At 63.3% G+C, this 12616-nt stretch carries 10 protein-coding genes and 1 tRNA gene; 5 read left to right on the plus strand and 6 right to left on the minus strand.

Features of this window, described 5'->3' with window-relative positions:
• Nucleotides 1–206: 206 nt before the first annotated feature.
• The 4 genes from NTZ26_06705 to NTZ26_06720 all read right to left on the minus strand — a co-directional run bounded on the left by NTZ26_06705 (nt 207) and on the right by NTZ26_06720 (nt 4706).
• Nucleotides 207–881, minus strand: a complete 675-nt coding sequence (locus NTZ26_06705; protein MCX6560191.1) for a hypothetical protein — start codon at nt 879–881, stop codon at nt 207–209.
• A gap of 67 nt (nt 882–948) precedes the next feature.
• Nucleotides 949–2472, minus strand: a complete 1524-nt coding sequence (locus tag NTZ26_06710) for a PKD domain-containing protein (protein MCX6560192.1) — start codon at nt 2470–2472, stop codon at nt 949–951.
• Nucleotides 2473–2482: 10 nt separating this feature from the next.
• Complete coding sequence (locus NTZ26_06715; GenBank protein MCX6560193.1) at nt 2483–4477, minus strand: hypothetical protein; 1995 nt, start codon at nt 4475–4477, stop codon at nt 2483–2485.
• Nucleotides 4478–4632: 155 nt separating this feature from the next.
• Nucleotides 4633–4706, minus strand: a tRNA-Gln gene (locus NTZ26_06720).
• Between the two features lie 110 nt (nt 4707–4816).
• Between NTZ26_06720 and NTZ26_06725 the strand changes: the two genes are divergently transcribed.
• The 5 genes from NTZ26_06725 (at nt 4817) to thiL (ending at nt 10277) form a co-directional block, all read left to right on the plus strand.
• The gene (locus NTZ26_06725; protein MCX6560194.1) at nt 4817–5848 is read left to right on the plus strand and encodes a lysylphosphatidylglycerol synthase transmembrane domain-containing protein; all 1032 of its coding nucleotides are present in this window, start codon (nt 4817–4819) and stop codon (nt 5846–5848) included.
• A complete protein-coding gene (nrdR, locus tag NTZ26_06730; protein ID MCX6560195.1) occupies nt 5845–6300 on the plus strand; it encodes a transcriptional regulator NrdR in 456 nt (151 codons plus the stop codon). The genes NTZ26_06725 and nrdR overlap by 4 nt, the downstream gene beginning before the upstream one ends.
• A gap of 101 nt (nt 6301–6401) precedes the next feature.
• Nucleotides 6402–6875: an Hsp20/alpha crystallin family protein gene (locus NTZ26_06735; GenBank protein ID MCX6560196.1), complete on the plus strand. Its 474-nt coding sequence runs from the start codon at nt 6402–6404 to the stop codon at nt 6873–6875.
• Nucleotides 6868–9288, plus strand: coding sequence for an endopeptidase La (lon, locus tag NTZ26_06740; protein MCX6560197.1), 2421 nt, complete (start codon nt 6868–6870; stop codon nt 9286–9288). Before NTZ26_06735 ends, lon begins: the two co-directional genes overlap by 8 nt.
• Nucleotides 9285–10277 carry a thiamine-phosphate kinase gene (gene thiL, locus NTZ26_06745; protein MCX6560198.1) on the plus strand — a complete coding sequence of 331 codons (993 nt, stop codon included), beginning with the start codon at nt 9285–9287 and terminating at the stop codon, nt 10275–10277. Before lon ends, thiL begins: the two co-directional genes overlap by 4 nt.
• A gap of 101 nt (nt 10278–10378) precedes the next feature.
• Here the strand turns inward: thiL and dapF are convergent, their stop codons facing one another.
• Nucleotides 10379–11227, minus strand: a complete 849-nt coding sequence (dapF, locus tag NTZ26_06750; GenBank protein MCX6560199.1) for a diaminopimelate epimerase — start codon at nt 11225–11227, stop codon at nt 10379–10381.
• On the minus strand, nt 11228–12616 hold a 1389-nt coding region (locus tag NTZ26_06755; protein MCX6560200.1), incomplete at its 5' end, for a Do family serine endopeptidase.

The raw sequence follows: 12616 nt of genomic DNA on the forward strand, positions 1-12616 counted from the left end.
GTGATGAACGTCTTGCCGGTGCCGCCTTTGCCGCCGCCGACGGCCCAGATCTCGCCTTCCTTGACGGCGCGCGTCGTGTTGGCCATGCCGTTACTGTCGAGAATCCGATAGAAAAATGGACATTGATGGCTTATAACAATAGCGGAATTCCCCGGGCGCGTCAACAAAATGGCCCCCCCGGCCCGGGACGGGCGCCAGGGTCGTCCTCAAAGGACGGTGAAGGACAGCTCCTTGGAGATCTTGTCCGTCCCGTCCATGAAGAAGATTTTGTGGGGGCCGGCGGCGACCTGGGGGACGATGGCCTTGATTTGGATGGCCGAGCCAGTCCCCGTCCAGCTCGTGACCTGCATGACAGCGTTATCCAAATGCAGGATCTTGTTGCCCTGGTTGGGCCCCGGGCCCCAGCAGTACAGCAGGACCTCGGTCCCCGGCGTCCCTTGGCCCGGCGTCACGCCGTCCCAATCAATGGGGAAGCGGATCTTGAACTGGTTGGAGATGATCTTGCCGGTCCCGTCGTCGATAGCGAAAGTGTACTCGTGGTACCATTTGGTCGGGCTGCCGCTGGGGGAGTAGGTCGTTATGCCCGTATTGAACCAGGCATGGTAGAACGTGGCGGGAACCCCGTCCACGAGCACCCGGCGGCTGCCCTGCTGGGCGCCGAAGTTCTGGCCGGAGAGATCAATCTCCGGATTGGGCTGACCGCTGTGATCGCAGCGGACGCCCTTGATCTGTATAAACAGCTGCGGCTTCGCGATATCGAGGGGCTTGGCGATCTTCGGGGGCGCCACCTTCTGCATCTGTTGAGCCGCCCCAAAGCTTAGGAAGACGAACATGGCCGCCGCCGCGGCGACGCAGATTAAGACAACCCCGCTCTTTTTCATGGCCTTCCTCCTTGTGCTTTCCAAGTCTCGTCCCGGGAGCGCCCGATGTCAAGCCTCCCGCCCGGCCTCAATCGTTCGGCAGTATCGCGATCTTTTTCAGATACAGCAGCTTGGGCGCGTTCGGGTCGCTGATGTCGTAGAGCGTGATATAGATGAACTTGCCCTCGGGCGTCGGGTTGAAGATGGAGGTCGTGAAGCCCCTGGTCTCGGCCGGCTTCAGATCCCGCAGAATCTGTTGGTCCGCGAGATCATCCCCCAGGTGGATGCGGAGCAACCCGTAGCGGATGGGCGCCGCCTGGGCATAGGTGACCGAGCCGTTGAGGATGAAATACGTTCCGGCCGGAATCCGCAGGCTGTCCAGGCGCAGCTCGCTGGCGACGCCTTTCAAGCCCTCGACCGTAGCCACCTGCAGGTTGAGCCCGCGAAGCGGCGGTGTGCCCGTCTCGGCCGAGACGAAATAGCGGATGATGGGCATGGTCAGGGTCGAGGCGGGGGACAGGATGCGGAGGCTGACCTCGTGCATGCCCGTCATCGAGGTCGGCAGGGCGGGGATGCGGCCCGAATTCAGGGTCGTCGCCTCAGCGAACGGCAGGGCTTGGGAGGCGGTCTGGAACGGCATGCCGTCCACCAGCCACTGGGCCTGGAACAGGCCCGTCCCTTCGTATTTGATGTCGGCGAAGGCGGTCAGGCCGGCGAAGCCGCGCGGAACGACCTTGTAGGACAGGCCGTCCTCGAAGCGCAATTGGAGGAAGAAGATCTGGAAAGGAGCCGTCGGGCCGGTGGGCTGTTCGACTCGGATCGTGATCGAAGTCGGTCCGCCCCCCAGGCCGTTCCAATCCCAGGCCTGAACTGTATAGAGGCCTGTTGCGACGAACGCGTGCGTGCTCGTCGGGCCACCCGAAACGGCGGGCGTGCCGTCCCCGAAGTCCCAGCGGATGTCGGTGGTGTAGAAATTAACCGCGGTGAACGTCACCGGCTGGCGCGCCACCGGCATAGCGGGCGCGAAGGCGATGCTGCGCCGAGAGATGTCCACGGCTACGCTGACCGTGGCCGTGATGTCCACCAGACCGGCGCCGCCCTTGTCCCGGGCCGCGACGACGAAGATGCCCGGCCGGGTGAAGGCGTGGTTGATGGCCGCGCCCCCCATGACGGCGGGCGTGCCGTCGCCGAAGCTCCACCGAATGCTGGCGGATAGGAAGTTCACGGCGGTGAAGGCGACAGCTTGGTTGACCTGCGGGTTGGACGGCTTCGCCGAAACCGAACGGTCCTCGACCACGGTGAGCGCGGTCTCCTCGTCGACCCAGACTCCACTGGCGACGGAGAATGCATGGTAGTAGTGGCACTGGACGGTGAATGTTCCGATCCGCCCGAAGACGTGCTGGACCATGATCTGGCCCGAGGCGGTGGCCCCGTCGCCGAACCTCCAGAGGACGGAGCCGGGATCGACGCTGCCGAAGCCGACGCTGATGTTGAACGTCACGGCCTGGTCTATGTTCGGCCGGGCGGGGGTATAGCTGATCGTGGCCAGGGCCGGGCTCGCCAAGGACAACACGGCCAGGGACGCCAGGAGGATTCCGGAGCGGCGGATCATGGTTGTCTCCTCAAAAGGCGAAGTCCGTCTGGCCAAGAATCCGGGTATCGGTGACCGCACGGCCTCCGATCTCCGTCCGGCGATAGTTGCCCTTGATCGTCAGCAGGAGGTTGTTCACCTTGATCAGCTTGCCCAAATAGAAATTGATCCCCCCGATCAGGTCCATGGTCCGGTCGACCGAGATGACGGCCATGGCCATCCGGTTGAAGGAGCCCGAGACGAGCAGGGATAGGATCCTGGGCACGAAGAAAACCTCGCCGTTGAGGAACGCGTTGAGCGTGGTGTTGACCTCCCCGGTGGCGGTGTTCTTCGCCCGGGTCAGGCCGAAAGTGGGGGACAGCATCAGCGCTTCGCCCGCCCGGAGGGAGCCGCCGACGTTCAGGGTCAAGCCTCGGGCGTCGCCCGAGGGGGCCGTGGCGCTGCTCAAGGTCGAGCTGGTTAAGGTCACATTGAGGCTAAGGCCGTTCGAGGCCATCCAGCTGAAGCCGCCGGAGACCTCGTCGGTTTTCATATCCTGCAGGACGGACACGCCGTCGCCCTGCCGGGTCTTCTGGTCGGACATCCGGAGCCCGGCGATCAGCGACAGCTTCGAGCTCAGGCCCAGGTTGAGCGAAGCGTTTCCGTTGAAGCCTGCTGTGGTGGGGCGGGTCTCGTCATCCTCGACGTTGTCCTGCTGCAGGGTCAGCTGCCCTTGCAGGCTGAACCGGCCGAGAGCGAACAGAAGAATCCCCTCCACTCCCTTGCGGTCGTTGGCCAGGTACTGCAAGCCGATGGAATTGAAGTACCGTCCGATGGATCGGTAGGTCGCGCCAAGGCTCAAGGGGCCGAGGGTCAGGATTCCCCCCGCGCTCCAGGCGCCGTCGGCGGCCGGCCCGGTCTCGTCATCGAGGTTGCCGTCGTAGGAGCTGCGGGCGAACTCGGCCTTGAGCTTGACGGCGTTCTTGAAGAGCGAGGTCTCCTGGAGCACGGACCAGGCCTTGCCCTGCCGGCTCTGGTTGTAGGCGGAAGAAGCGGCGTTGGCGGCCTGAGCCGGGTCGTCCTGGCCCGTGACATAGACGGCCTTGACGAAGACCGCCTCCTTGAAAAGCCGGACGCCGGCGGCTCCGCCAAGAATGCTGACCAGGCGGGAGGGGATGCCGATTCCCTTGAATCCCTGGAGCTGCTGCGAGCTGATGTCGAAGGCGTGGACATAGAACCGGCGGTTGTCGAAGGCGTATTCGAGGCCCCGCCGACCCAGCCCGAAAGACGAGTATTCGGACTCGTTGATGTTGAGATCACCCATCCGCAGGGCGTGGCTGCCCAAGGTCAGCGTGACCATCATGCTGGCCAGGTTGATGGAGCGGCCGGTCGGCGGCGGGACATTCGTCAGACTGAAGTTGGAATCGATCCGGACGCCAAAGCCCCCGGCCGAGCCCTTCTCGAACCCGAACTGGACGTTGCCGTTTCCGGTCGGGCTGGTCATCGGCGTGCCGCTGACGTCCTCCTGGAAGGCGCCCAGGACGCTGCCATTGGCATGAACCGGGAGCTTGAACTTGGCTTCCTCGGCTTGGGGCGGGGGCAGGTTCGCCGGGATCTGCGGCGCTTTCTCGCCGCCTTCCGGCGCCACCTTGGCTGGCCCGGAAGCGCCGGCGGCCGGTACCGCGATCTTGCCGCCGCCTTTCTCGGCCTCGATATAGTACTCGAACCCGTCGCCCGAGAAGGTCGATGTGTCGATTAAGCCCTCGTACACTTCCGACCCGGCTTCGGCCTTCATCGGCCGGGCCTGGAAGTCTTTGAGGCCGGGCGTGCGGAAATACAAGGTGACCCATTCAGCCCCGCCGCGGGCCGCGGCTTTCAGGGTGATCTTCCCCCCGGGGACGTATTTGGACACCAGGTTGTGCTCCAAGACCGGCGTTTGGAGAACGCTCGGCATCGGAGCGGCCGCGCCCGCGCTTGCGGCGGCCGGGCCGGCCCACGCGAAGGAGGCTGCGATCAACAGGAGAAGGGCTTTGCTTCTCGGGATCATGAGGGCTCCTTGGCGGTCGGGTGCAAAGAGCGGAGAAGACGGCCGAGCCCCCTCCCTCCTCTCTGGCCAATCATATGATCTTAAAATACCCATGTCGGGAACAAAGTCAAGACTTAGAGAGAAATCGCGAAGCCGGCGAAAGGGGGAAGGGGAGATGGCTGGGAAGCTAGGATTCGAACCTAGATTTCATGATCCAGAGTCATGAGTCCTGCCGTTGGACGACTTCCCAAACCGGCGAGGGGTCTATTATATGGAAATCGCCGCCGATTTCAAGCCTGCGTCGTCTTTTTCCGTCGGCTTGCGCCTCCTCCGGCCGCATGATAAGATTGTCGGCCGGATATGACTAAAAAGAATGTCTTTCGCTTCGCGCTGATCGGCCTCCTGACCGCGGTCTTCCTGTTCTTTTTCCTGCGCAGCATCAAGGATTGGCGCAAGGTCCTGGAGTATGTCGCCAACGTCGATTGGCGCTGGTTCATACCGGCCCTCTTGGCCACCCCGATCCATTTCTTCACCCGCGGCCTGCGCTGGAAGTACCTGCTCCATCACGAGAAGCGCGACGTCCGGTTCTCCAGCCTGTGGAAGGGAAACGTGGTCGGTTTCACGGTCACCTTCATCGGGGGACGATTGGGTGAGCTGGTCAAGCCCCTCTATGTCGCCAAACGCGAAGGCATGCGCCCCGGTTTCGTCATCGGCACGGCCGTGGTCGAGCGGGTTTTTGATATCATGACCATGACCATCTTGCTAGGTCTCTTCCTTCTTGGGCGCCCGCTTTTTGGGTCACGCATGCCGGTGACCGAAAGAGGCTTGTCCAAGCTGTATTTGTTCGGTGGCCTCGCGGTCGCCGTGGCCGTTCTGCTTCTGGCCATGATCCTGTGGTTCTACATCTATAAGGATAAAGCTCTGGCCTTGTCGGCCAAGGTCCTCCGCATCCTGCCCCTTAAGCTGCGGGACAAGATGATGGAGCTCCTGCGCGAGCTCATCGACGGCTTGAGGATCTTCCACAACATGGCCGACTTCCTGGCCTACGTGGGGCTGGGCTTCTTGGTTTGGTTGAGCATTATCTTCTATTATTGGCTGTACTTTTTCGCCTTCCGCTTCCCTGTCCCCTTCATTTGGGTCTTTCCCTACCTGTTCCTGACCGCGGTCGGGGCCTCCATACCGACGCCCGGAATGGCCGGCGGCTACCACATCATGAGCCAGCTCGCTCTGGTCGAGCTGCTTGGGATGGACAGCAACATGGCCGGCGGCTACACCATCGTCGTCCATCTTATCCAGCTTGTCCTTACCTGCCTGTTGGGCTATGCTATCCTCTGGAAGGAGGGCTTGAGCTTGTTCCAGCTCAAAAAATTGGGGGAGGCAATCGAAAAATGAGATGCCCATTCTGCGGTCATCCCGACAGCAAAGTCATAGACTCCCGGGAGAGCAAGAAGGGGATCAGCATCCGCCGCCGCCGCGAATGCGAGTCCTGCCGGCGCCGTTTCACGACCTATGAAAAGGTCGAGGAAATCCCCTACATGATCGTCAAGAAAGACGGCACCCGGCAGATGTTCGACCGCCAGAAGCTCCTCAAGGGCCTAATGAAGGCCTGCGAGAAGCGGCCCATCGCCCTGGCTAAGCTGGAGGAGATCGTCGAGGAGATCGAAGCCAAGCTCCAGGAGCGGCCGGACAAGGAGATGAAGGCGGCCGAGATCGGGCAATTCGTCATGGACCGGCTGCGCGACCTGGACAAGGTGGCTTATGTCCGGTTCGCCTCGGTCTACCGGGATTTCCGGGATGTGCAGGAATTCAAGACCGAGCTGGACACCCTGCTCAAGGATAAATAGCCCGGCCGATTGACAAACGGGCTCCCGCGCCTTATCTAATATCGTCCCATCCCCGCCTGCCGCCGTTCCGGCCGCGGGGGGCGGATCGAGGAAAATCGACGATGATCAAACGCATCAGACCCGTCACCCGAACTCAACGGATCGAAGGGGAGATTCAGCGACTGGTCAGCCAGGTGCTCTCGGAGCGCCCCGAGTTCATGGGCCTGGACGGGACTTGGTTCCTGCCCCTGGACGTCTACGAAACCGAGCGCGATATCGTCGTTGAAGCCGAGGTCCCCGGGATCGAGGCGGCCGACCTGCGCATCTCGCTGCGGGACAACCAGATCGAGATCCGGGGCCTGAAGCGGGAGGACCTGGCCGGCCTGCAGGCCCGGTACTTCCGCCTGGAGCGCGAATCGGGGCTTTTCCGCCGGACGCTGTCGTTGCCGGCGACGGTGGAGACGGAGAGGGCCACGGCGGCCCTGGAGAACGGCGTTCTGACGATTGTCATGCCCAAGGCCAAGGCGGGCTCGCCGCGGGACAAAGTTGTTCCCATCGGCCATCCCGCCGACCCGAACGGAGAAACGAATGGCTGAAAAAGATACTAAACCGGAAGCCCCGCTCGAGGACGCGGTCGAGGAGAAGGACCAGAAACCCCCCATCCCGACCCGTCTGCCGGTGCTTCTGTTGCGCGACATCGTGGTCTTTCCCTTCATGATCGTCCCTCTCTTCGTGGGGCGGGAGAAGTCCAAGGCCGCCATCGACGCCTCGCTATCCTCGCACCGGATGATCCTGCTCCTGACCCAGAAGCAAATGGAGACCGAGGACCCCAAGCGCGAAGACGTTTACGACATGGGCACCGTGGCCCTGATCATGCGCATGCTCAAGCTCCCCGACGGCCGCATCCGCATCCTGGCCCAGGGGCTAAGCCGGGCCCGGATTGAGAGCTTCGAAGAGGAGAACGGTCATATCGAGGCTCAGGTTGCCGTTCTGAACGAGCCCGAGACGTCCGAAAAGACGATCGAGAGCGAGGCCATGGTCCGCAACGTCCGCTCCGGGCTGGAGAAGGCCACCTCGCTGGGCAAGACCATCCCGCCGGAAGTCCTGATCATCGCCGCCAACGTCGAAGAGCCCGGCCGCCTGGGCGACCTGACCGCGGCCAACCTCGAGCTCAAGGTCCCCGAGGCCCAGGAGATCCTGGAGATCGTCGACCCGCTGGCCCGCCTGAAGAAGGTCTATGAGCTGCTGGCCAAGGAGCTGGAGCTCCTCGACGTGCAATCGCGCATCTCCACCGAGGCCAAGGGCGAGATGGACAAGATGCAGCGGCAGTATTTCCTGCGCCAGCAGATGAAAGCCATCCAGAAAGAGCTGGGCGAGGGAAACGAACTGCAGGAGGAGATCAAGGCCTATCAGGACAAGCTGAAGAAGCTCAAGGTGGCCGAGGAGGTCCGCGAGGAACTGGACAAGCAGATCGGACGCTTGGCCCAGATGCATCCCGAATCGGCCGAGACCACCGTGGTCCGCAACTACCTGGATTGGATGTTCTCCCTGCCCTGGAACAAGAGCACGGTCGACAACCTGGACCTGAAGAAGGCCAAGGCCATCCTGGACGAGGACCATTACGGGCTGGATAAGATCAAGGAACGGATCCTGGAGTATCTGGCCGTCCGCAGCCTGTCCAAAACCATCAAGGGTCCGATCCTCTGCTTCGTCGGGCCGCCGGGGGTGGGCAAGACCTCCCTGGGCCGCTCCATCTCGCGGGCCCTGGGCCGCGAGTTTATCCGCATCTCGCTCGGCGGCGTCCATGACGAGGCCGAGATCCGGGGCCATCGGCGGACCTATGTCGGCGCCCTGCCCGGCCGGATCATCCAGGGCCTGCGCCGGGCCGGCTCCAACAACCCGGTCTTCATGATGGATGAGGTCGACAAGATCGGGGCCGATTTCCGGGGCGATCCATCCTCGGCCCTGCTCGAAGTCCTGGACCCCGAGCAAAACAACAGCTTCCGGGACCATTATGTCGGCGTCCCATTCAACCTGTCCAAAGTCCTGTTCATCACCACGGCCAACCTGCTCGACACGATCCAGCCGGCCTTCCGCGACCGGATGGAAGTCATCCATCTTCCGGGATACACCGAGGAGGAGAAGCTCCAGATCGCCCTCCGCCACCTCATCCCGAAGCAGGTCAAGGAGAATGCCCTAACCGCCAAGCGGATCGAGTTCTCGGCCGGGTCGATCAAGAAGATCATTTCGCTCTATACGCGCGAAGCCGGGGTGCGAAACCTGGAGCGCGAGATCGGCGCCGTATGCCGCAAGACCGCCCGCAAGGTGGCTGAGGGCAAGAAAGGTCTGTCCAAGATCACTTCCCAGAACATCGAGGTCTTTCTAGGGCCGCCGCGGATCTTCAAGGACCAGGTTCAGAAGAAGGACCAGGTTGGAGTCACCACGGGTGTGGCCTGGACCGAGACGGGGGGGGAGATCCTGTTCGTCGAGGCGACCAAGATGACGGGCAAGGGCGGTCTGTCGCTGACCGGCTCGCTGGGCGAGGTCATGAAGGAATCGGCCCATGCCGCCTTGAGCTTTGCCCGAGCCCACGCCCGCGAACTGGGCATCGATTCGCGCATCTTCGCGGCCAACGATTTCCATGTTCACATCCCCGAGGGGGCCATCCCCAAGGACGGCCCTTCGGCCGGCATCACCATGGCCACGGCCCTGATCTCGGTCTGCACCAATGCCAAGGTCCGCTGGGATACGGCCATGACGGGTGAGATCACCCTGCGCGGCAACGTCCTGCCGATCGGCGGCGTCAAGGAGAAGGTCCTGGCCGTGCAACGAGCCGGGATTCCGCGCATGATCCTCCCGGCGGCCAACCGGAAGGACCTCTTCGACATCCCCAAGCCGATCAAAAAGGCGATGACCTTCATTTTCGTGGAAGACATCAACGAAGTCCTGCGGGAGGCGCTGGTCAAAGAACCGAAGAAAAAGCCGGCCGTGCCGTCCCGTCGCGCATGAGTCCAGCGACGGTCGGACGGACGGGCGAGCGGGAGCTGGTCCGGATGATCCGCCGTTCATTCCCCGCTACGCGTCGGGACGTGTTGATGGGGATCGGCGACGATGCCGCCGTCTTGCGGCCGGGGACGAAGCCTTGGGTCTTAACCAAGGATCTTCTCGTCGAGGATGTCGATTTTCGCCGCCGCCTCCACCCCCCCTATTTTATCGGCCGCAAAAGCCTGGCCGTCAACATTAGCGATGCGGCGGCTATGGGAGCGCGGCCGGCTTTCGCCCTGCTCGGACTGGGCCTGCCGGCCGATCTGGAGCTGGCCTGGGTCCGGGAGTTTCTGCGCGGCTTCCGCTCGATGGCCCGGGAACATGGCGTCGATCTGGTCGGGGGGGATTTGTCGGCGGCGCGCGAGATCGTCGTCTCGGTGACGATCATCGGTGCCGCGGATCGGGTCGTCGGCCGCGGGGGCGCCCGCCCCGGCGACTGGCTGTTCGTGTCGGGGACCCTGGGCGATGCCGCCTTGGGTTTCGCCCTGCTCGAAAGAGGGGGAGGGGGGGGCCGGGCCCGTGCTGCGGCAAGCCTGAGGCGCGCTTTTCTCGACCCCGTCCCCCGGGTCGAGCTCGGCCTCGATCTCGTTCGGTTAAAACTGCCTTCGGCGATGATCGACGTCAGCGACGGATTATCCGTCGATTTGGCGCATCTCTGCGAGGCGAGCGGGACGGGGGCTGAGGTCGAGCTGGGCCGCATCCCGCTCTCGGCCGGGATGGTCCGCTTGGGCGGGCCAAAGACGCTCGACTATGCCTTGAACGGGGGGGAGGATTTCGAGCTGCTGTTCGCGGTCCGTCCGACCCGGTGCAATCGGGTCTCGTTGACCCGCCTCGGCCGCCGGCATGCGATCACGCTGATCGGGAAAATCATGGCGGGCAAGGGAGTCGCGGCCGTAAGTTCGGATGGATCCCGCCGGCCCCTCTCCGTCCGCGGCTACGAGCACTTCCGATAGGGGTCAGGTCTTAAGATATTAGTTTTCTCGGTACAATTATTGCCATTATTGACGCAATTTGTCTCAATAATCAGCGAATTCGATATCTTAAGACCTGACCCCTATTGATAGGAGCCGGAGTAGGCGAATTCGGCCGGGCCGGTCTGAAAGACGCCGGCCGTCTCTTCGGGCCACTCCACCAGGAGCGAGCCCAGGCTCGTTTTGACCCGGATGGTGCGGTCGGCATAGCCCTTGAGGATGGCCGAAACCGCGGCGGCGCAGGAGCCGCTCCCCGACGACAGCGTCTCGCCGACACCCCGCTCCCAGAACAAGACCTCGATCTCGCCCCGGCCGATGACCCGAACGAACTCGACATTGGTCCGGTTGGGGAAGAAGGGGTGGATCTCGATCTCGCGCCCCGTCTCGTGCCATTCGATTCGCGACGGAAAGCGATCGACGAAAATGTCGCAATGGGGATTGCCCATCGACATGATCGTGACCAGACGGAGCTTGCCACCGATCGTCAGGGGATAGTCGATGATCCGTTCGTGGCGGCGGCCGTCGTCGAAAGGGATCTCGTTCGAGGCCAAACGGGGAACGCCCATCTCGATGCGGATGGTCGAAACGCCGCCTTGGCGCCCGATGAGCTCGCACTCCCGGGGCCCGGCGCTGGTCCGGAAGCGGACCCGGCCGCCCGAGGCCCGCCCCTCGGAGAACAGATGCGCGGCCGCGCAGCGGATGCCATTGCCGGAGATCTCGGCCTCCGAGCCGTCGGCGTTGAAGATCCGGAAATCCACCTCGCCCGAGCCGTCCGCGGCGTCTGCCAGCAGCAGGATGCCGTCCGCTCCCGCGCCCATGTGCCGTTCGCAGATGCGGCGGGCCAGGTCGCCGAGATCGGCGCCGGAGCCGATCTCGGCCCGATCGACGATCAGGAAATCGTTGCCCAGCGCGTGGAACTTGCTGAACTTCACTCAGGGGATCCGGAAGGTGATGATGAAGTCCTGCGACTGGCCGTTGCGCTCGCGCCGGCAGGTCAGCATCAGGACGCCGCCGGCCGGGATCTTATCCAGGATCTGGTTCCACTGGGCCACGGTCGTGACCTTGGCCCGGTGGGCCTCCAAGATCAGGTCGCCGGCTTCCAAGCCCTTGTTCTCGGGATCGCTGCCCTGGGCCACGTCGGTGACGACCAGGCACTCCCGCGTTTTGAACCCATATTGCCGAGCCAGCGCACCGGTCATCTCGGTGACTTCGATCCCCACGTCCTTGCCGGTCTTGGCCTGGGGTACGGCGGCGTTCTGGTCCGTGAGCTCGGCCAAGGTAGCCGTGATCGTCTTGATTTCGCCGTCCCTGATGATCTTGAGCTCGACTTTACTCCCGGGCTGGATGTCGGCGATCTTAAACCGCAGGTCGTTGTCGTTGTCGACCTTCTGGCCGTTAAGCTCGATGACCACGTCGTATTGCTTGAGCCCGGCCTTGGCCGCCGGCGTATCTGCCGGCACGGAGGTGATCAGGGCGCCCTTCTTATCCTTGAGCTTGAGGCCTTCCTTGGTGTCGTCGTCGATGGCGGCCGGCGTGATGCCGAGGTAGCCGCGGACGACCTTGCCCTTATCCTTGAGCTGCTGGATGACCTTCTTGGCCAGGTTGGCCGGGATGGCAAAGCCGATCCCGATGTTGCCGCCCGTCGGGGCCAGAATGATGCTGTTGATGCCGATGACCTCGCCCTTCAGGTTGACCAGCGGCCCGCCGGAATTGCCCCGGTTGATGGCCGCATCGGTCTGGATGTAATCCTGGTAGGTGGGGACATTGGCGCCGACGCCAAGCTGGCGGCCCTTGGCGCTGACGATGCCGGCCGTCACGGTGTGCTCCATGCCCAGCGGGTTGCCGATGGCCAGGACCCATTCGCCGACCTTGACCAGGGCCGAATCGCCGAGCTCCACGAACGGCGCGTTCTTGGTCTCGATCTTGACCAGGGCCAGGTCGCTGCGCGGATCGGTGCCGACGATCTTGGCCTTGAAGTTCTCGCCGGAATCCATGGTCACCTTGGTCCCCTGTGAGCTCTCGACCAGGTGGTTGTTGGTGATGATATATCCGTCGGCGCTGACCAAAAAGCCCGTCCCTTGGACGGTCATCGGCCTTTCCTGCTGCTGGCGGGGGTTGGGCTGGTTGAAAAACCGGTCCCAGAACTCGTCGAAGGGGGTTCCCTGGGACATCCCGCCGGTGGCTTGCTTCTCCACCCTGGTTGTCTCGATCTTGACGACGGCGGGACCGACCCGGTCCGAGACTTTGACGAAATCAAGCTCGGGCTTGATGGCTGTCGACTGGGCGAAAAGGGCGGTCCCGGAACCGGAGGATTTGTCCAG

This window comes from Candidatus Aminicenantes bacterium, assembly GCA_026393855.1.
Taxonomy (GTDB): domain Bacteria; phylum Acidobacteriota; class Aminicenantia; order Aminicenantales; family UBA4085; genus UBA4085.